Source organism: Stygiolobus sp. CP859M, from assembly GCF_037389975.1.
Taxonomy (GTDB): Archaea; Thermoproteota; Thermoprotei_A; order Sulfolobales; family Sulfolobaceae; genus Stygiolobus.
In genome coordinates this window covers 20,769-40,964 of record NZ_JBBHKS010000012.1, presented here as the reverse complement: position 1 = coordinate 40,964, position 20,196 = coordinate 20,769, and the positions used below count along the sequence as shown (strand labels likewise).

The following is a 20,196-nucleotide window of genomic DNA, read 5'->3' as shown; positions in this document are numbered from 1 at the left end:
CTATCTCCACACTCTATTTTAGCAGAAAAAAATTTCTACACTAAAAATTGAGTGAGTGGTTTTGGAATAAAGCATCCAGGGTAAATCTTACAGTATGATTAGCTTAAACTAATATTCTTCTAATATTTATGGCTCTAGGTATTACGTTCCAATGCGGCAAAAGGTTTTAAGTCATCAGTAAAAAGACTATCTTATGTATGTGTTATTTAAGGGAACACTTACAAACTTCCTCTTCTCACTTGATGATTACAAAACGAGAAAATCTAAACTTATACAAAAATATCCTCAAGGCTCTTTCATTTGGGGATTTAACCGATCTAGTAAACTTTTAGAAAATCAAGTAAGAGCATTTTTATACCTTAATAAATCTGAGTCACGCTTAAAAGGTGGTATAGTCTTGGAGGGTGAGATAATAGATATTGCGGAATTAAGCGAAAAATACTGGCCAGAAGGAGAATGGAAATATTATGTGACATTGAAGATTATATATATACCTAAATCGGTACTTTCTACGACAGATACAACTAGATGGAAAATAATAGATTTAGACAAACTTAAGGAAATAGGAGTTAAAATTTTACCTGGAATACAAAAAATAGATAATGAACTTGGTAGGAGAATAGAGAAACTTTTAGGTGAGATTGATGCAAACTAGCATTGATGATTTTCTAAATATTAAGTATCGTTCCGTGCTGTTTAGAGATATAGTGAAATTGAGGACAAATTATGTAACACACGATCTCTATCCATATCCTGCAAAATTTATTCCTAACGTGGTAAGGTATTTCATAGAAGCTTACACCAAGCCTAGAGAAACGTTATTTGACCCGTTTGCTGGATCTGGTACCGTGGCAATTGAGGCTGAGATGACAGGCAGGAATTATATTCTATGGGATTTAAATCCAATAATAGAAATCTTGGTTAAAGCAGAAACGTGGAAGGATGAAATTTCGGAAAAGACTTTTGAGATAGACTTTAATTATAACAAAAGTTTTATACCTAAATGGAAAAACTTAGGCTATTGGTATCCTAAAGAATTTATAGCTCAGTTATCAAGGCTTTGGGCATATTATCACGACCATCCGAACCCTTTAGTCGCAATACCGTTGTTCAAAATTACGAAATATTTCTCTTATGCTGAACTGGAGTTCCCAAAATTATATAAATCAAAATTTGCAATAGAAAGGGTCAACGGACTGTTAAATTCTAATTGGAAAGAAATAATGAGAGATATGTATTGGAAAGAAGTTGAAAGAATTATAAGGAAGGTTAAGGAATTTCAATCTTTATGTAAATGTGTTTCCAGCGGGAAAGTTTACGGAGGAGTAGACGTTTTAAGCGAAAGTCCTCCAAATGTAGACGCTGTAATAACTTCACCCCCCTATCTACAAGCCCAAGAATATATAAGGACGTTTAAAATTGAACTATATTGGCTGGGCTATGACGATAATAAAATAAGACAGCTAAGTAAAAAGGAAATTCCCTATAATAAACCCCCTAATGTAGAAATAAGGAGTAAAACCTTCAAGGAATACCTAGAAAAAATAAAGGAATTCGGAAATAAGAAACTGGTCGACATTTATATTACCTACTTTAGGTCACTGGCATACTTCTTTGGTAAGGTTAATGCAAGAACCTTAGGAATATTTGTGGGACCAGTAAAAGTAAGAACGCTTAGAGTACCCATAGACGAAATATTAAAGGAGCATTTAGAATCATTAGGCTGGAAGCATGAAGTAACTTTCATAGACAAAATAGTATCTAGACGAATAAAGGAAGTGAATAAGAACCCTGCTACAAAGTTAGAAGATGAACGCACACCAACAGAGCACTTACTTATTATGAAGAAAAATTAATTTCTTCCTTCTCCCACTTAATTTTAAACGGAATTACAACATCATATGATAGCAATAATATACTCATGTATAGGCCCATTACATATCAAAATTGCAGAAGAAACATGTGAAAATATAGAGGAAATAAAATCTAAATGGAAATACGCATGCTTAATTGAAGTGTTTGATGATAAGAAAGAAAAGATGCTTTATACCTCATGATAAGATTATATCACGTAAATAACGCTTAAGTATTAGTAGACTCATAATGATGTATGAACTTATTAACAGTTAAGAAGTATTTGTTTAAGCAATCACTTACAAAATTCCAAGAGATCCAGCTAAAGTACATTAACTCAATACTACAAGATATATTGGTTCCAATTCTTTGTGATTATAAAAATATTGATATCATTAAGTCTCAGATAACAGATATAGAAAGTTTCTATTTTGGCTTTAAGCTAATCCCTTCATCAATATCAGAAAAACTAGCTCTCCAATTATACATCTCAAATAGATTTTTTATTGCTTCATCTGGCCCTAGATTCGGCTCAATATATGAGGATCTTATTAAATCTTTTCTAGAAAATTTCGGCTACCAAGTAGATGAAAGGGTAAATATATTTAAATATACACTATTTAGTGAATATTACCAAAAAAAGTATTCCAAACAACAAAAAGTAATAGATTTTATTGCGAGAAAAGATAATAAACTTTACTTAATAGAGCAAAGAACAAGTGAGCATTCTGGTGGAAGAACAGGTCAAGAATCACTATTAGATAAGTTTAAAGTCTTTCTGAATTGGATTATAGAAAAGTCTGCTGATCCATTAATAAAGGAAGGTTTAAGAGAAATATATTTAATTATATTTATTTCGTATTCAGAAAAACATGAGATACTGACTGAACAAAACGTGAACAGAGGTAGAATGAATAGTTTAATTGAATATATAGTAGAAAATCTCGGTGATTATTTTACCCGTCTGACAAATAAGGAGTTTAAAACAGAATGCATAGATCTAGCATCGTGTTTAAAAGAATATAGGAGATTAGTATTTTATACAAATGAAATTAAAATTGAGTTTAGAATTATGATAGGAGAAGAATTCTATAAAGAAATATTAGGAGAGAAATATTCTTCGCTGAAGAATAAGATACTTAATGAAGAATTAGGAGACGATTTATGGGTAATATATTCCATTTTACCCTATGAATTAAGATTGTATTACGAGGAAGGATTTATGTGGTCTAATCGCATATATGAAATGTTAATTTCACGATATAATAATATTATTACCAGTGCATCTAACGAAGATGATATTATAAATAAGATAGCTAGTAAAATTATGGAAGATCAAAAAGATCTAAGATTACTGGAAACAAACAACTTATCAAAACAATATGAATACCTAAAAACTCTGTGCGCAGCTTCACTGATCCTTTATGCGTTAAAATGCCCAAGTAGATTAGGTATATAATTTAATATTATATAACTAAAAAAGATTAAAAATTATTTTATCATTTTAGTAATTACAAACAACCATTTTATTCAATAGATACTATTCAAGAAATATATTTAGTACTACATTCCTCCGCTATTTGTCTAGCATTATCTATTAGATATATGATATTAAACAAATCATTATTTTTATTAAGAATATATTCATTTTTCATTATAAATTCCTTGACATAATCTAGGTTAATTTTCTTAGGAGACGCTACCGAAGATCTAATATAGCCAATCTAATTCATATCTATAGTAGCATTTTAGGGAAAATCTAGAGTTAAATAATTTTCAAAATTATGTGGAGATAAATTTCGAAGTTCCATTATATACACATTAGATCTTTATGGTATATCATAAAAAATTAAATATAAATATTATTGGAGTCCTTTATAAGAATATTATAATGCAAGGATTTTCCAATAAATGCTAGACGAACTTGATTAATAGGACTTTGAGGAGTAATATAACGTCCCACTTGGGTTTCTTGGAGTAAAGTGACTCAAGTTCACCCCTAAACGTTTCCTAAGGAAATAATTTATTGACCTTGAGCAAAAGGTCTTTCTTAGTTGAAAGTGACTTCATAATATTACCTCATCCCAATTTCCCATTTTTATCACCCTGGATAACGTCTTGTGTACAACTCCTTGTGAACCTTTCCTAATACTCCCTTCTCTTCTTAGTTCGGAACGTTTTCTTTCAACCAAAAGAGGACGAAGCGGAGTACCTTTACGTAGTTGTTTACGAGGGCTAGGAGGGGTTCAGAGACTGCGATCTTCATTAAAACAGTAGCTCTAATCGTTTTTTACCCCTCCTAGCCATTAAAAAACTAGAAAAAGAAGTATAAGGGGCTGTCCATTGCCTTGGCGAGCCCCCAACTCCCTTTCTTGTAAGGTCCTATCTTCTCTATCTTATTTACATAATAAAAGAACTTAACAAGACCTGAAGATATTAAAGAAAGTTTTTAATCTCTACATGTTAACTAATTCTATTTATTACCTCCATCACAGCCTTGTTTTGTTTTTTGTAGTTTTAATATAGTTTTAATCTTTTTCAATAAATCTTAATCATAATAGGATTAAACGTGGTTAAATACTCTCTTACTTTATTATTATATATGCAAGAGTTACCTAAGCCATGGTTTAACTTGGAGGCTTATAAAAAGATAAGGCTTGAGGAGGCAAGATTCGAGGTCGAAATTGCAGAAAAATTTCTTCAGGAAGGACTTGTAAGAAACGCAGCAGGTAAGGTATTCCAAGCGTGGAAATCTCTATTGGCTGCATTACTTACGGATAAGAGAGATGTTCTAGTTAAGAAATATCCTAAAAAAAAGTCATTAGGGAGGAGAAAGATAGAATTAGCAGATTGGATAATAGCTGTAGTTCCCACTTCCTACATGGAAGAACTTTCATTAATCTTAGGGAAAGAGATAAATTTATTAACAGAAAAAGCTCTCTCCATTCATGAATACCAATATAATGGCCCGGATAAAGAAGCTATATTAAGCCCTTTTAGGAGTGATGAAATTGCTGCGGAAAACATAAAGATACTTATTGATGAAATAAAATCCATACTTCAAAGAGTTCAAAAACAAGATTTAAAATGATGAAATTCCATATTCTCTCATTCTCATTTTTATTCTACGGAGATCTTTCTATATCATTTTATAAAGGAAAATCTCTTAAAATCATGAAATTTGGAAAAAAGTAGTATTTAAACACGGGGCTATGCATCTGGCGAGGATTTCCGCCCCCTTAACCCCTTTCTTTGTAAAACGCTTTAATTGTCCTTCCACTCGTTAGAAAACTTTAAAGTTATATCGATTTAGTTTCGTATGTGAAACCTTTAAGGACTTATATCCTGCTCAGAAACTTTGCACTAAGCTTATCGCAACCTTTTATAGCCTTTCTCTCAGCTCTCTCTGGATTAAACGGAGAAGCGTTAGCTATAATATCCTCAGCAGGGACGGTTTTACCTTCAATAGTACAATTCGTTTTAGGCTTCGTAAGGGCTAGGGGGAAACAGCTTGTGGTAATAGGTTCTGCAATCGTAGGGATACTTTGGGTTATACTTTCACTTATCCCTTTCAGTAGTATAATATTTGTGCCTCTATACGTATTTTTAGAAGCTAGCTTAGGCGTTTCACTTTTCGGATGGTATTTGATAATGGACACAGTAAGCGCATCTTCTAGAGGTAAGGTACTTGCTCAGTACTCATTTTATTCCACCTTGGGTGGACTTATAGCTACTCTGATCACGGGTTTTCTCGTAGGTGATGATACAGCTCTGGTAAGACCTTTCTTCCTGACGACCGGAGTTTTGATTTTGAGTGATTCCTACATAGCTTATAAGTTTGACGTAGACTATGAAAAACCACCAATAAAGGAGTTAAAAGTGACTAAGGAATTTCGAGATTTTCTCTTGATCACCTTTACGTTTAACGTAATATGGTCATCAGCTTGGCCTTTATTCCCCTTGGCCCAGGTTTACGTCTTCAACATGAACTTCGAGAACGTGGCTATTATCAACACAATATCAGGAGTGTCTACACTCTTGATGCAGAACTGGGTAGGTAAACTAGTGGACAAAAACAGAAAACTGGTGATGTTTACCGGTAGACTAGCCTTAGCTACCTTTCCTCTAGCTTATGCCTTATCTACATCCTTATATGAGATTTATCTTGCTAACGTAGTGGCCGGGTTCACTAACTCTGTTAATTCCACAGCCTATCTTTCCTATCTTTACGACAGTTCAAAGGACACGAGGAAAAGCGTGGGTCTTTATAACGCGGTAACCGCCCTTGGAGACCTTACGGGATCAAGTATCGGTGGTATTACGGCACAACTAGTTACGAGTTATTTCGGCGTAGTTCAGGGGATAAGGGATATGATGTTAGCAATTGCTGTATTAAGGATATTAGCTTCATTATTTTACTTAAGGCTTCACGAACCTGTTAAGGCGTAGATTGGTATTACGTCTACAACACCATTTATTCCTACCATTATTACTGAGTTTTGTGTTACTAGTAAGTTACCTGGCCCAGGCATAACCGGAGTTAATACCGACTTTACCATTTGGCCATTTAGCTTTAGCACATATAAAGTACCCCCTCTGGATTGTATAAGTATATAAGAATTGTAGGCTATGTCCACGTTGCTAACTGTTGGACCCGTCAAGAATTCCCAGATAACTTTTCCGTTAGTAACATTTAATGCGTATAGTATTCCTACCGGAGAATCATGATAAACTACCCCGTGATAAATTACTGGTGCTGGAGATTCGAGGTATTTGGGTATTGGAGCATTTCCTTCGTTTAAGTACCATAACATTCTACCGTTAGACGCGTTAAACGCTACAAGGAACTCACTCATGGTTATGTTAGATATATGAACGGTATAAGAAGTTACAACTATCCCGTCATAATAGGCTGGCGATGAGTCGTCAAGTCCACCAAAAGTCAATCCAGTAGTCGAGAAGTTATAATCCCAAATTACCTGGCCGTCATCCGCATCTATAGCCCAGAACACGTAAGGGTTTGCCGTTCCGAAATATATTATGTTTCCTGCTAGAAGAAGTGAAGACATACTGTCGTAAGACCCTAGATACCTTTGCCATATCAGTTTACCATTATCTACGTTTAGTGCAAAGACTTCACGATTCCCGTTTGCTTCAATTACCATCCCTTTGTAAATTACCGGAGTCGGCATATCCTCTCCGAGAGTCGTGTAGTTCCATATTACTTTACCATTTGTTGCGTTAAGGGCTATTACTGCGTTTTCTCCAGTCCCCCTAACGGTGGTGTTGAGGAAACACGCGTTTCCCAGACCTACGATAACCTCGTCCTTATAGACCAACGGCACAGTCATGATCTGATTTGGGAATTTGTCTAGCCACACTAATTGCCCGTCGGATATGTTAATCGCGAAGAGACAACCTAACAGTTCATTCAATTCACCCGTTGTCATGTTCATTACTCCTGAAGTCACTACGTACATTAAGTCCCCGTATATAGTAGGAGGAACTACAATAGCTCCAGTCAAATTCAACATAAAGTAACCGGTCTTTATGGGCACATAGTATATGTGCTGAGGATCACCCTCAAACATGTAATTTGCAGGCTTATAACCTTTAGGCTTGTTCGGAATTGATTGTATAAGGGAGTATGTAGGGGTGGGAGATTTTGTTAGTGAAGGTAAACTTGTTATGTTTACTTTTTGATTTTCTTGAACTGAATAAGTTTTAGCGAAGTAAAACTCAGTCAAAAACAGATATTCTGATGATAATAATAAAAAAATAATTGTAATTATCAGAATAATTGATTTTAACTTTTCCACGTAACACTAAGTATCTAATGGACTATAAAAATCTATTGGTAGGAAAACAAGCAAGGTGTAATTTTAGCAACGAGAGAATTTGAATTGGGTTTAACAGTTCCGTAAATCTAAAACTTAATTAAAATACGTCTAGCTGACATTGTTTAAAACTCATTTAACAGCGAGAGACTCAAGTTATCTAAGTGGGATCCTGATGTACCGGATATAGTGAAGCCTTGTAATGGCTTTAGATGGCGATATAAGTTTCTTACACCGTTCTCTTCGTTTAATTTTTAAACTGATTCCTCTCAATTGTGAAAGGACGAGGTTCTAATTCCCTTAACACCTCGCTTAGAGAGATCCAGCTCACGCACCATGAGTTTGCTTGTACTTTAATACAGTTCGTCCTACCTCCGTTTTCTTATTCACTGTCTTAAGTGCTAATCTTTAAGTACTAGTCCTATAAGACTAGTCCTGTGGGACTATATATTAAAAGGCGAGAAGAGGAGGAGATAAGAAGAATAAAAAACTGGACTTTAATTTACGGCAGGAGGAAGACAGGGAAAAGCACCTTAGTAAAGAGAAACCTTAAGATGGATTATTACGTTTTAATAGCTGATTCAAATAATGCAATCACCTTAGATGATACAGTGGTAAAGATTGATGAGGCTATGAAAGAGGTCAAAGGGATTCTGCGCAGAGGGGGCGTGGCGGTAATAGACGAGTTCCAAAGATTACCTGAGATCTATTGGGCTATGATAAGCAATTGGGATAAGGAAGGTATTCTAGTAATAATAGGCTCTAGCTATGGTATAGTTAATAAAGTATTTGATAGGAATAGTCAATTACTCGGTTTATTCACCCCCCTTGAAATAGACATAATATCTTATGAAGATGTGCTAACTCAAATTAGAGACCCCGTACTTTCAACCTTATACAGAGACCCTTGGATAATTCCTTTCATAAATAGTTATGAGGAATTCGTTAGTAGAATAAGGGAATTCTCGTTAATTTCTAAGGGGCTGTTAGGGGAGGTGTTCAAAGAAGAGGAAAGGCAACTTACAGACACCTATTATAAAATCCTTTTACTTCTAGGGGAAGGAATATGGAAGACGTCTGAAATTGCCGGAATAATACAACCTAAAGGAGGGGAAGGAACGATATCCTCAATGGTCAACAAGTTAGCTAAGATGGGATTAGTACAAAAAATTCCCACGCTGTCTAGGGAAAATTATTACAGAATCAGGTCTCCTGCCCTTTCTCTCACGCTTTACGCTGAATCCAAATATGCTATAAGTGAAACGGATTTGGAAGTCAAGGACTTACCTATTGGTAGGGAGGTTCAGTTCAGTATAGGAGAAATGCTTTCGAAATATTTCGGAGGGGTACAGTATTATTCTCCGAAGGAAGACATAGACGTAATTATTGTAAAAAAGAAGAAACCTATTTGGGCTTTTGAGATCAAAATGGGTGAATTTTCGAGTTCTGAAGCCAGAGAAGTTGTTAAAAGGATGGATAAAATAGCTGAGAAGGTAGGATTAGTGAGTTTGAGGGAAAAACCACCGGATTACGGTGATTTAAGTATAGGACCTGAGGAGTTGATAGAAATAGCAAACCAGCTAGTGAAATCACGAGATCAAGAAAGCGAGACCTAGATAAAAGTGGTATTTTAAGAATAGGTGTTATAACATACTTAACTCTTCATAACATACTTAATAACATACTTATTAACCTCAAACGAGATTTACAACTACTTAGTCCGTGCTTGCTTCCTTTATCCCTTACAAATATTTAAACATTAGTGAGAATTTTTGTGTGTATATTTCTACTCACCGACAAAAACATACTGCTCATTAAAAAGTTTGTATTTACCCGTGACGTAACTTATCCTTACTTTTAATTACTTTTTATTTCGCCACGACACCCCTACTGAGGGATACTAATCGCTCCTCTCACAGTACCATTAAGCCATGGAGGAGTGTCATTAGCGTCACTAAGAGAAATTAGAAAGAGAAGAATTTAAACACGGGACTATCCATCTCCTCAGCGAGGCTTTTCGCCCCCTTAACCCCCTTATTTTTAAGCTTTTCCTCCTCCAATTATTAACTTTTTATCTAAACAAACTATTAACTCTTCCGCTCTGCGAACCTTAGCATAGATTGATAAGGCTATTTATCTCTTTAGAAACCTGAGACTTCTAGACGTAAACTATCTTTCAGTGTGGTTAGATAGAACTAATAACGTTTTTTAATTCGTATAAAGATTTGGGATAATTCTTATATAACCGAAATATTTATAGTTTCGTTGAAAAAAAATGAAAAAAGAATTTTTAGTTGGGATACTACTAGTGATTTTAATTATACTGGCTGGTATAGTAGGTTATCTACTGGGGCAAAAATCAAGTTATACTGAGCCTATGTCAACACAAACGATGAAACAAGAGATAGTAAACGAAACTACAGTGATAAAGACAGTATATTCTCCTTCTGGAGACCCTGCTAGCATAGGAAACGGTGAGGACTACTTAATAAACCCCGTGTTCCCCTATAAAACAATAGCCTCTCAATACGCCTATGTAACCCCTGGAGACGGATTGGTATTTATAGGAAACCCCTTCTCCAGTGGTAACGGGTACTTAGCCGGGGCAAAAGGTGCCGCTGTTGTAGCGTCGATGCTTGGTTATCAACCTTTGACTGCCTATAATTACTATTTATACATAAACGCCCCTAACTACATAAACGTTCCTGGTGCAGTGAAGACGGACTCAGCTACAGTAATGTATTTGGCATCTATGTTAGGGCAACAAGCTATGTTAAATAAGTCACTGTATTTCTTAGGTGATGTAGGACTGGAAGGATATATGTACTCAACCGGTGTTGTCTATCAAAGGATAGTCCAGCTATATCAAGGCGGTATTTATTACTTAGTAGTCCCTCAAATGATGGCCCTAGCTGAGGGGCAAAACTACCAGATGGCTGAGCAATTTGCCAAAGAACACGGCGAGGTTTTGTACACTGTATCATCAATTCCTCAAATGTATCAAATCGTTACTTCATCTTCATTACCTCAATCTAAGGGATATATGGACTTTCCAGTTAACCTCTCTGTAGGATATTACTACTTGTCTACACTTTATAATAAATTATACAACTCAACTACCAATTCTTCGGCGAAACAGACGGCAGCTATGTATTGGTCTATGGCACATAAGCTTGCAAGCGAGGGTAACTATACAGCCTTTTATGTCCTACCTAACCCTGCTGTTGAGGCAATAGAAGTCCTCTACCAGACTAATCACTCGGTGAACTTAGGTTCTGAAGTAATGAAAGCAGTTAATAACGCTGAGACCTTAACTAACTTATGGACCATAGAGACAGCAGCTGAGGCTGATTATTTATATAATCAAGGGAACATATCTGATGAGATTCTAGCTAATTCATGGGCTGCCTTGAGCTTATCGATAAACGCAGGGCCTATAATAACTCCTCAAGGGTTTTATCAAGGATTGTATAATGAATTCTTAACGGATCTTTATGCAGCCGAATATTTAGATTCAGTTACTAACGGGAATTACGGGAACATAACCCTGATACTTCAAGTATATAGAAATCCAAATGTTATATATGATTATGGTTTCTACGCTAACTATTATGCACAGATGGCAATGACATTCAGAGATTACTTCCTAAAACAACTTAACGCAACAGATCTATCTTTAGTGCTCAACTCGATTTATCAATACATGGCTAACGAGACTCAGATACTCGAAAGCGCTGCAGCCTATAACGACGGACCATCCCTAGTGGGTTACATAATGATGGAATATGGCCTAAGTTCACACAACTTAACTTATCTATACTATTCAATGCCGTTCATCCGGTTCACTATGAACGTAGAACAACTAACGTGGTATATTCAGCCATAAAAAAGTCAAAAACTTTTTCTTCTTTTATTTCTCAGTTTCTTTCTTCTTCTATCAACTTTAATATCGCTTTCCTTATGACTTGACTCCTATTTAACCCGTGTTTTCTAGCGTAAGTATCGAGATTTTTTACCAGTTCGTCCTCGACCTTAAAGGTGATAACTTTTTTCATAGGTAATACTGACAGAGAAAGCTTAAAAGGTATTACGCAATAATAGTCTGTTGTAGAATTTTATACATTACGATAACAGAATAGTTAGGGCTGATTTACTCACTAGTTGACAAATATCTATCGTTTGGCACTTTCCCTCCCCTACCATCTGTATTTCTTTCTCTCTCGGTTCAAGTTCTTTTATGAGCTTTTGAACCTTGTTATACTCAGCTTGAGGGACTATGGTAGTAACAGTTCTAGCCTTTCTCTTAATCGCTGAGATTGCAGCAGCTACAGACATAGATTTTCTACCGCCAGTTATGTCCACAAAGTCCCCTTCGTTTATTTTACTCTCGACTTCCCTCTTAAACATCAAAAAGTCTTGCCTACTGTTAATGTCCGATATGCTTAAGGGAATATCATAAACATGGACACCCTTAGCACCACAACAGGCAAATATAGCCTTAACTAACTTCCACGCGAATTCCACAGCCTTATCGGATGTCCTTATGATATAAACCTCATCTATATTAACCTTCTCTACGTTATCTCCTTCATAACTGCCTTCAATTAAGTTCTTATAACTCTCAAATATTCCTCCCGGCGAAGTACCCAACGTAGCAATCAGCCTTGCCATATGGAGAGTATATTAAGCACATTTATATCTTTTACATTTCTTTTTCGTTGAGTCCTCAGAACTACTACATTAGATTCGGTTTATATTCAGCTTTATTTAGTTTAAATTCGTTATTTAATGTATGGAAGAGATTTTGAAAACTACTGAAGACGATAAACTCCAATTGGCGTTCATTTTCGATCCTAATAAGTGTATTATCTGTAATGCTTGCGTCAACGCTTGTAACTCAGCTTACGGAGGTCTAAATTGGAGAACTTTACTCGTCTTTAATGAGGGAGACACGAAGATCGGTGTTTCCATAGCTTGTAACCACTGTGAGAATCCCTTATGTATGAAGGTCTGTCCTTCAAACGCGATAAAGAAAGATAACATGAGCGTTGTTTATATAGACCCTAAAGAGTGTATAGGGTGTGGTTATTGCACTTGGGCTTGTCCTTATGAAGAGCCGAAATTTAATAAAGACGGCGTAATGAGCAAGTGTGACTTCTGTAGGCAAAGGCTTATGAATAAGCAGGGGTTACCGTTGTGCGTAGAAGCGTGTCCTACCGGTGCCCTATCCTTCGGATGGGTTGATAAGAAAGAGTACAACGCTCCGTTCTTAGCACCGTACGAACTTACTAAACCTAACCTCGTGGTGAGACAGAGCAAGGTTAAAGTCGAGGCTTCCCCACTGAAGACAAGGAAAGAAGAAAATTATTGGCAATTATTAATCTTCACTTTATTCTCCGAATTTGCTTTAGGTTCCCTTCTTATTCCAGTTAAAGGCATAGTACCTTTGCTCTTGATGCTTATAGGACTTATTCCCTCAATTTTGCATATAAACAGAAGGGAAAGGTTTTACAAGGTAATCAAGAACTTAAGGACTTCTTGGCTAAGTAGAGAAGTATTCTTTTCGTCACTTTCCGTTCTTTCACTAGTATTTTATTCGCTCTACCCATCTGTGTTCACTTTTGCATCGTCACTTGTCCTTCTTTCGTTAGCGATCATATCTTCAATAATGCTTTATATACTAAAGACTATACCGTCTTGGTATTCCCCCAATACCGCTATATCGTTCTTAGGAACAGCCTTTACCTCAGTATTTCCACTAGGCTATTTCCTCACTCATAACTACTTGTATTTGCTTGTAGCAGTAGCTTTTAGTATCGCTGAGATATCTGTAGCTCGTAAGGATAACAAGCTTAGGTTAACCTTAAATTCATTCTATCTTATTATGGTGCTATTATCTATTCTATTTCCATTGACTAGTCTTATAGCAATTCCCGAAGCAATATTATCGGAGTTTATTGAAAGAAGGAGGTTTTATGAAAATATTTCATATTATGGACTCCCCAAATAATAATCTTTCTTAATACGAAACTTTTTTAATGTTCAAGAGAAATTATATAATCGGAAGTGATGCCTTATTGCTCGAGATCAGATTTCACGGGAGAGGAGGGCAAGGAGTAGTTACAGCCGCTAACTTACTTGCAATTGCGGCAGACCTAGACGGGAACTGGTCCTCCGCATTCCCCTTCTACGGTGCCGAAAGAAGGGGGGCTGAGATAGAGTCTTATTGTAGAATTGACTCCCATCCGATTAGGGTTACTTCCCCCATAGAAAACCCGGATATTGTTGTTATCCTAGATCCTTCTTTGTTAAAGATCTCTAACCCACTCCGAGGGTTGAAAGACGAAGGATATGTCGTCATTAATTCCCCCTCCCCCGTAACCCTCCCCTACCGCACTTTCGTAGTTAACGCTACGAAAATCGCTTTAAATCTTAACTTAGTGAAGTCTGGATGGCCCTTAGTCAACATTGTTATGCTTGGAAGTCTAGCAAGACTGAAGGTAGTTACTCTAGACTCTTTGAAGAAGGCAATAGAGGAGGTGTTTGAGGGAAGGATCGCTGAGGTTAACAAGAAAGCCGTAGAGATAGCTTACGAGGAGTTAATGGAGGTGTCACAAGTTGTCACTTAATTACCAATTATTCCCAATAAGCAAACCTGCTAAAGGGGCAGGAGGAAAGACAGGTAACTGGAGAATAGTGAGACCCTTAGTACATGAGGATAAGTGTGTAGGATGTAAGGCATGTTACATATGGTGTCCCGAAGGAACCATAATCATCAAGGATGGTAAAGTTGCTGTTGATTACGAATACTGTAAAGGATGTGGTATTTGCTCCAACGTATGTCCGGCCAAAGCAATTGAGATGGTGAGTGAGTCATGATGGAAAAGGTCATTTCAGGAAACGATGCTGTGGCTTTGGCTGTAAAACTGTCGAGAGTCAAAGTCACGGGTATTTACCCTATTACTCCGCAGACTTATATTATAGAGTCGCTCAGTGAAATGAAGGATAGAGGAGAACTCGAGACTGAAATAATCAGGGTAGAAAGCGAACATTCAGCAATGGCCGCGACTTTCGGTGCAGCAGCTGCCGGTGTGAGGGCTTACACTGCTACTGCATCACAGGGACTACTATACATGCATGAGATGGTATGGTGGGTCGCCGGGAGCAGGATCCCAGTTGTAATGACTGTTGGGACCAGAGCTGTAGGTCCGCCATGGAACATATGGAATGAACATACTGACTTTATGAGTGAGAGGGACAGCGGATGGATAATGGCTTTCGCCTCTACGCCTCAAGAGGCCATGGACTTGACTATAATGGCTTTCAGAATAACTGAGGACGAGAGAGTGTTCTTACCAATGATGATCGGAATGGACGGTTTCATTCTATCTCACACTAAGACCAGAGTTTACGTACCTTCGCAAGAAGAAGTTGACTCATATCTTCCTCCAAGAAGACAGCCTTACGTGTTAGACCCAGAAGACTCAATAGCTATGGGTAACATGTTCTCGCCAGAGGATTACATGAAGCTTCGAGAGTCGATACATAGAGCTCAGATTGCCTCTAAGGAAGTCATTGTAGAAGCTGGGAAGGAATACATGAAGAGGGTAGTACCTATAGGGTCTTACTCGACGCTAAACGAGAGTTACAAATTAGAAGACGCTGACTACGCTGTAGTAATTATGGGAGCTTGGTCTTTAGACGCGATGCAAGCTGTAGACGAGTTGAGAAAGGAAGGGCTTAAGGTAGGGGTTTACAGAGTAAGGTTTGTAAGACCTTGGGCTGAAGAAGAGGTGGTTAAGGCACTTAGTGATAAGAGCGTGTTAGTCCTTGACAGATCCGTTAGCTTTGGTAGGGGAGGGCAGTTGTACACTGAAGTAAAAGCTTCGTTACCAGATACTGATATAAAGGGTGTAATAACCGGGTTAGGAGGGGTTTCAATAGGAAAGAACGAGATGAAAGTGATAATCCGTAAGTTCGTAGAGAAACCGCAAGGTATAGAGTGGTTCTATCCTGAGGAGGCGAGAAAAATTGAGCTTAGGAGTCCGAGATATATTAAATAGGCACAAACTTATGCCTGGGACATCGGCGTGTCCAGGCTGTCCTGAGAACATAGCGATGAGGATCATAAGCACAGCATTAGGAGAAAACGCCGTGATTGTAGTGGTTGCAGGTTGTTCCTCTGTGATTCAGGGCATGGGACCCAACTCAGCCTATAATTATCCCGTTCTAAACGTTGCCTTTGCTGCAGGTCCCGCAGCAGCTTCAGGTATTGCAGCAGCAATGAGGACTAGGGGAAAGAATGTCAAGGCAGTTGTATGGGCTGGGGATGGCGGTACTGCAGATATAGGGATGGCGTCTCTAAGCGGTGCTGCAGAGAGGAATGAGGACATTCTATATGTATGTGTAGACAATGAGGCTTACATGAATACCGGTGGGCAGAGGAGCGGTTCGACGCCAATAGGAGCTTCGACAACTACCACACCTATGGGTAAACGGCACAATAAAAAGAACATACCGTTTATTATGATGGCACATCGAGTACCTTACGTAGCGACTGCGAGTGTAGGATATCCCCACGACTTAATGGAGAAGATAAGGAAGGCTAAGGAGATCCGCGGTTTTTCCTACGTGCAAGTTTTATGCCCTGATCCTTACGGATGGATGTTTGAACCTTCAAAGACCGCTGAAGTAGCAAAGCTCGCCGTACAAACCTGCTATTGGCCGCTATTCGAATGTGAGAACGGTATATTGAAGATCTCCGACGAAAGCTTACATTGCCTAGATAAGAGGACTAGAAAACCTATAGAGGAGTTCTTGAAAATACAAGGTAGATTTAAACATGTAGACCAACAGAAGATAAGAGAGCTCGAAGAATATGTAAACGAGATGTGGGAAAAGCTCAAGCTGATGTATGAAGGGAACCTGAAGTTATAGCAGCATTATTCCTTACTCTTTTTTAATATGATTATTCCTTACAGCACTCCTGAATTTTTTCCTAAGTTGTTGCCTATTCATTAACCGATTGAAAGCCTCGACCTTTATGGCAAGAGGAATTCAGTTGTTAAAGTTAAGCACTATGAATAAAGTCTGCCTTGGATAAGAGTTTTTCACCAAACTCATAAATCACCGTCAACTTTCATTAAAAACTGATTATCCTTAACAATGGGTCTACTTTTTTCCAACACCTCATCTCTATGCATTATAATCTCTACTTCTCGGCCTTTCGAAGAGATAATAGATCTTGTCCCTTACGAATATCCAGAACTTTATTAGGGAAACCATCACAAGTAATAAGAATGCAATGGGTATGAGACCTATGTTAAGGAGAAATGATGTCGAATCATTAATAAGAGTAAATGGTAAGAATAGTATTGCTAGTTTCTCAAGGCTAAGCAATCTTAGAGATGCGAAAATTAGGAATAGTAAGGCACGTGCAGTAACTTTATTTAATGTTACTTTCAGATCCATAACCTTAAATACTCGTTACAGATAAAAACTTTTCCCTAAATTATTTCGTATTTTTAAGTTTAAATTGATATATTTGAGAATTCGCTTAAGTAAACGTTCGGTTTTGATCAAATAGCTGTTAAGAGCTATCAGTTTTAAATTCCTTATTTGAATATACCGATTTAGATATCTCAATACTAGATAGAATAAGTTCACGGGGTTAAGCCAACTAACATTTAAAAAAGGCTAATTCTCAACTGACCTTCTAATTTTCGACCTAACCGCTGGAGGCAAGAATAATAACTAAAAACTTTGAATTGAACACGTAAAGACATTTCAATAATGACGAGTATCGTAAACTGTTTACATAATGTTTAACCACGCTTAAACTTTTTATCCAAAAGTTATACACATAGAAAATACACAAAATTCTAATGAAAAATTTAATTAAGAGTTTAATTTTACCTTGTGTCTTAAAAAGATCGATTTATCATTTTACGCTATTGAATTAAAAAGTGATAAAGATAGTTCATATTGATTCACATCGATTATTTACTGTAATCATAAGGTACCATCCAATTATGTTTAATTAATTCTTGTAATAAAAAATTATTAATAAAATGTATAATATACAAGATCTTGTTATATCCCCTTCCGAGATGAACAGTCTTCACGTCGTATTTCTTAGCGTAAAACTTTCCGAATCTTTTTATGTCTCTTTTTATTACGATCAGAGCGTAGTCAAGGATTCCGTCCTTATATTCACTACCGGGGTTTACGACTTTCGTGTTCCCTACTTTATCAACACCAAAAGAACACAGAAATTGTTTATTTCACGTACACGGGAAAAACGAGAAACAGATGTTAAAACTATTCGAAGAAGTAATAAGCAAGTTAAAGGAGGAGAAAATTTCTCGTAATAACGAATTACCTTAAAGGCCTTATTTTCACGATATTCAACGACTGGGCAACACTCCCTGAAACAGGGTCTGTGATCTGCTCACTTATCAAACTGTTAACATCGAAGCCGTGACCGTAAGCAATTCTTTCCCCTTTTGAGTGCCTACCGAAACCAAAATAAGTAAACACAGTATCGTCCCTTATGCCATCACTTACTTTCACCTTACACCTAACCCTTTCCCCTGTAGTTAAGGATATCACCTCTACTTCATCTCCATCTCTAATTCCTAGCTGTAGGGCTTTATTCTTACTTATCATTACTGGATTATCGGGAGCTAGTTTAATAAGCGTTGGAATGTCAAAAGTTATACTATCCTGCGTGTGGTATAATGTATGACCAGTAGTTAAGAAGAACTCATCAGTAGCTCTAGGCATAATATTCTTTTCAATATAGGTGGGTATAGGATAATAACCATATTTCCTGAGAGTCTCAGAGAAGATCTCGATTTTACCTGAAGGCGTTCTCAACGGTTTTTTGTAAGGATAAACCTCGTATATCTCTTCTGGAATCCTCACACATCCTTTTTCACTCAACTCCTTCCGATCCACGTTTAACTGTTTTAGAATCATCTCCTCTAGATCCTCAAAAGTTGCATTTGACAAGCCTAATCTGTGTTCTAATTCGAGTAGAATCCACCATAGTGGTTTAGTGTCATATAAAGGATCTACTGTCTTTTGATGGATATCGATCCAATTATCTAAAGTCCAACCTACCGGTAAAGGCAATTCATCCCGCTCAAAATACGTTGACTCCGCCAATACTACATCCGCGTATTCAGTAACGTCAGATGGCATTACATCGACAACGACTAAAAAGTCCACAGCTTTTAACGCTCTCCTTACGAACTCCGAGTTGGGATCTCTACCGTCTAGGTTGGTTCCGACTACCATTAGTGCTTTAATAGGATAAGGACTACCAGTAAGAATTGCCCTATACACTTCCTGAAACGCCGCATAAGTTAGTGGGTACCTGATCCTATCTATTCTAGGAGCTTTAACGTTACTCTTCTCGTAAACCTTGACCTTGGCTTTCTTAGCTATAATTAATCCCCCCTTCTTATCAATATTACCAATCATAGCATTAATTGTAAAAGCCGCCATCCACGTATAAGTCGAGTCATTAGAGAATGAGGTGTGCCAACCGTCGTCTATAGCTGCAGCAGGTCTATTTAACCATAGATTTTCTGCCACATACTTAACGTCGTCGTAACTCACTCCAGTAATCTGCTGAAGCCTCGGATACACTTTCTCACCTTCCCTTTCAAGTAAGGAGAATACTGTAACTGCCTTTTTCCCATTTATCACTTTTTCGTCGAGAAGTCTCTCGGAGTAAACGCCGGTAGAAGTCAGATCGTCTTCATATACTAACAAGGACGCATTAGTGTACTTTAACAAAAAGTCCTTATCATACATATCGTTTTTGACCATGTAATATATTACACTTAGTAAAAAAGCTGTATCAGTTCCGGGTCTGATGGGTATCCACCTCTCAGCATACCTTTCTACTATAGCAGACTTTCTGGGATCTAATACAGCTATTCTTAACCCTTTCTTCCTACCTTCGTCTATTCTTCTAACAATGTCCGGTACTATACCTTCCAACGGATTTCTCCCGATAAAGACTATGAACTTGGCGTTAGGGTAATCGGGGTCAACACTCCTAGGTCCTTCGGTGCCGAGTACTAATTCTGAAGCTACAGTTCTTGGGCCATGGCATACGGACTCATGTCCAATTAAATTAGGAGTCCCATAAAGAGCTGCAAATCTTTCTAAGAGTTCTTTCCCATAATCATGAAAAGTTATAGCAAGATATTCAGGATGATCTTCATCTAATAATTCCTTCAGATAATTAACCACGATATCCAGTGCCTTATCCCATGTTGTTGGGACTAAGGTGTCACCTTGTCTTATCAAAGGTGATTTAAGCCTATCAGGATGCGTTAGAAGGAAAGGTCCAGCGGCACCCCTACCACAAATTCCAGGCTGTGGATGGTTTTTGTTTGGAGCAACTCTCACTGTCTTTCCTTCAATTGATGTTATAATTCCGCAAGCGTTCTTACACATGTAGCATCTTGCAAACGGCATGCAATTATAA

General features: G+C 37.3%; 18 protein-coding genes. 13 read left to right on the top strand and 5 right to left on the bottom strand.

From position 1 onward, the window contains the following. The first annotated feature begins 193 nt into the window (after positions 1 to 193). The 6 genes from WIW72_RS05115 to WIW72_RS05090 all read left to right on the top strand — a co-directional run bounded on the left by WIW72_RS05115 (position 194) and on the right by WIW72_RS05090 (position 6,303). A complete protein-coding gene (locus WIW72_RS05115; RefSeq protein ID WP_013776555.1) occupies positions 194 to 655 on the top strand; it encodes a hypothetical protein in 462 nt (153 codons plus the stop codon). Further along, a complete protein-coding gene (locus WIW72_RS05110; protein WP_337720738.1) occupies positions 645 to 1,856 on the top strand; it encodes a DNA methyltransferase in 1,212 nt (403 codons plus the stop codon). Before WIW72_RS05115 ends, WIW72_RS05110 begins: the two co-directional genes overlap by 11 nt. A 45-nt stretch (positions 1,857 to 1,901) precedes the next feature. Further along, positions 1,902 to 2,057, top strand: coding sequence for a hypothetical protein (locus WIW72_RS05105; RefSeq protein ID WP_337720739.1), 156 nt, complete (start codon positions 1,902 to 1,904; stop codon positions 2,055 to 2,057). A 53-nt stretch (positions 2,058 to 2,110) separates the two neighbouring features. Then, positions 2,111 to 3,313 carry a hypothetical protein gene (locus tag WIW72_RS05100; protein ID WP_337720740.1) on the top strand — a complete coding sequence of 401 codons (1,203 nt, stop codon included), beginning with the start codon at positions 2,111 to 2,113 and terminating at the stop codon, positions 3,311 to 3,313. A 1,173-nt stretch (positions 3,314 to 4,486) separates the two neighbouring features. After that, the gene (locus tag WIW72_RS05095; protein WP_337720741.1) at positions 4,487 to 4,945 is read left to right on the top strand and encodes a PaREP1 family protein; all 459 of its coding nucleotides are present in this window, start codon (positions 4,487 to 4,489) and stop codon (positions 4,943 to 4,945) included. A gap of 230 nt (positions 4,946 to 5,175) precedes the next feature. Next, entirely contained in the window at positions 5,176 to 6,303 is a 1,128-nt protein-coding gene (locus WIW72_RS05090; RefSeq protein ID WP_337720742.1) for an MFS transporter, read from the top strand. Here WIW72_RS05090 and WIW72_RS05085 read toward each other — a convergent pair. Continuing rightward, positions 6,282 to 7,601: a PQQ-binding-like beta-propeller repeat protein gene (locus WIW72_RS05085; protein WP_337721260.1), complete on the bottom strand. Its 1,320-nt coding sequence runs from the start codon at positions 7,599 to 7,601 to the stop codon at positions 6,282 to 6,284. The genes WIW72_RS05090 and WIW72_RS05085 overlap by 22 nt on opposite strands. Positions 7,602 to 8,128: 527 nt before the next feature. Here WIW72_RS05085 and WIW72_RS05080 point away from each other — a divergent pair. Both WIW72_RS05080 and WIW72_RS05075 read left to right on the top strand, forming a co-directional pair. Beyond that, entirely contained in the window at positions 8,129 to 9,307 is a 1,179-nt protein-coding gene (locus WIW72_RS05080; protein ID WP_337721259.1) for an AAA family ATPase, read from the top strand. A 659-nt stretch (positions 9,308 to 9,966) separates the two neighbouring features. After that, positions 9,967 to 11,577, top strand: coding sequence for a serine protease (locus WIW72_RS05075; protein WP_337721258.1), 1,611 nt, complete (start codon positions 9,967 to 9,969; stop codon positions 11,575 to 11,577). 31 nt (positions 11,578 to 11,608) lie between these two features. On the opposite strand, the gene WIW72_RS05070 is transcribed toward WIW72_RS05075, so the two are convergent. Next, positions 11,609 to 11,746, bottom strand: coding sequence for a ribbon-helix-helix protein, CopG family (locus WIW72_RS05070; protein WP_337720746.1), 138 nt, complete (start codon positions 11,744 to 11,746; stop codon positions 11,609 to 11,611). 67 nt (positions 11,747 to 11,813) lie between these two features. Beyond that, the gene (crn1, locus tag WIW72_RS05065; RefSeq protein WP_337702186.1) at positions 11,814 to 12,362 is read right to left on the bottom strand and encodes a CRISPR-associated ring nuclease Crn1; all 549 of its coding nucleotides are present in this window, start codon (positions 12,360 to 12,362) and stop codon (positions 11,814 to 11,816) included. A 121-nt stretch (positions 12,363 to 12,483) separates the two neighbouring features. On the opposite strand from crn1, the gene WIW72_RS05060 reads away from it, so the two are divergent. The 5 genes from WIW72_RS05060 to porB all read left to right on the top strand — a co-directional run bounded on the left by WIW72_RS05060 (position 12,484) and on the right by porB (position 16,628). Further along, positions 12,484 to 13,701 (top strand): DmsC/YnfH family molybdoenzyme membrane anchor subunit, encoded by a 1,218-nt coding sequence (locus WIW72_RS05060; RefSeq protein ID WP_337702188.1) that lies wholly within the window; start codon positions 12,484 to 12,486, stop codon positions 13,699 to 13,701. Between the two features lie 67 nt (positions 13,702 to 13,768). Further along, the gene (locus tag WIW72_RS05055; protein ID WP_337702244.1) at positions 13,769 to 14,320 is read left to right on the top strand and encodes a 2-oxoacid:acceptor oxidoreductase family protein; all 552 of its coding nucleotides are present in this window, start codon (positions 13,769 to 13,771) and stop codon (positions 14,318 to 14,320) included. After that, the gene (locus WIW72_RS05050) at positions 14,310 to 14,570 is read left to right on the top strand and encodes a 4Fe-4S dicluster-binding protein (RefSeq protein ID WP_337702190.1); all 261 of its coding nucleotides are present in this window, start codon (positions 14,310 to 14,312) and stop codon (positions 14,568 to 14,570) included. Before WIW72_RS05055 ends, WIW72_RS05050 begins: the two co-directional genes overlap by 11 nt. Beyond that, complete coding sequence (locus WIW72_RS05045) at positions 14,567 to 15,754, top strand: transketolase C-terminal domain-containing protein (protein WP_337702193.1); 1,188 nt, start codon at positions 14,567 to 14,569, stop codon at positions 15,752 to 15,754. The genes WIW72_RS05050 and WIW72_RS05045 overlap by 4 nt, the downstream gene beginning before the upstream one ends. Continuing rightward, positions 15,723 to 16,628 (top strand): pyruvate synthase subunit PorB, encoded by a 906-nt coding sequence (porB, locus tag WIW72_RS05040; protein ID WP_337702195.1) that lies wholly within the window; start codon positions 15,723 to 15,725, stop codon positions 16,626 to 16,628. The genes WIW72_RS05045 and porB overlap by 32 nt, the downstream gene beginning before the upstream one ends. Positions 16,629 to 16,886: 258 nt before the next feature. Here the strand turns inward: porB and WIW72_RS05035 are convergent, their stop codons facing one another. Together WIW72_RS05035 and WIW72_RS05030 are read right to left on the bottom strand one after the other, a co-directional pair. Next, positions 16,887 to 17,162, bottom strand: coding sequence for a hypothetical protein (locus tag WIW72_RS05035; protein ID WP_337702196.1), 276 nt, complete (start codon positions 17,160 to 17,162; stop codon positions 16,887 to 16,889). 906 nt (positions 17,163 to 18,068) lie between these two features. Continuing rightward, positions 18,069 to 20,186: a molybdopterin-containing oxidoreductase family protein gene (locus WIW72_RS05030; RefSeq protein ID WP_337702198.1), complete on the bottom strand. Its 2,118-nt coding sequence runs from the start codon at positions 20,184 to 20,186 to the stop codon at positions 18,069 to 18,071. Positions 20,187 to 20,196: the final 10 nt, after the last annotated feature.

Excerpts from the sequence above, each read along its gene's own strand:
- WIW72_RS05115 (WP_013776555.1), top strand. The coding sequence starts at position 194 with ATGTATGTGTTATTTAAGGGAACACTTACAAACTTCCTCTTCTCACTT.
- WIW72_RS05110 (WP_337720738.1), top strand. The coding sequence starts at position 645 with ATGCAAACTAGCATTGATGATTTTCTAAATATTAAGTATCGTTCCGTG.
- WIW72_RS05105 (WP_337720739.1), top strand. The coding sequence starts at position 1,902 with ATGATAGCAATAATATACTCATGTATAGGCCCATTACATATCAAAATT.
- WIW72_RS05100 (WP_337720740.1), top strand. The coding sequence starts at position 2,111 with ATGAACTTATTAACAGTTAAGAAGTATTTGTTTAAGCAATCACTTACA.
- WIW72_RS05075 (WP_337721258.1), top strand. The coding sequence starts at position 9,967 with ATGAAAAAAGAATTTTTAGTTGGGATACTACTAGTGATTTTAATTATA.
- WIW72_RS05070 (WP_337720746.1), bottom strand. The coding sequence starts at position 11,746 with ATGAAAAAAGTTATCACCTTTAAGGTCGAGGACGAACTGGTAAAAAAT.
- crn1 (WP_337702186.1), bottom strand. The coding sequence starts at position 12,362 with ATGGCAAGGCTGATTGCTACGTTGGGTACTTCGCCGGGAGGAATATTT.
- WIW72_RS05060 (WP_337702188.1), top strand. The coding sequence starts at position 12,484 with ATGGAAGAGATTTTGAAAACTACTGAAGACGATAAACTCCAATTGGCG.
- WIW72_RS05045 (WP_337702193.1), top strand. The coding sequence starts at position 14,567 with ATGATGGAAAAGGTCATTTCAGGAAACGATGCTGTGGCTTTGGCTGTA.
- WIW72_RS05035 (WP_337702196.1), bottom strand. The coding sequence starts at position 17,162 with ATGGATCTGAAAGTAACATTAAATAAAGTTACTGCACGTGCCTTACTA.
- WIW72_RS05030 (WP_337702198.1), bottom strand. The coding sequence starts at position 20,186 with ATGCCGTTTGCAAGATGCTACATGTGTAAGAACGCTTGCGGAATTATA.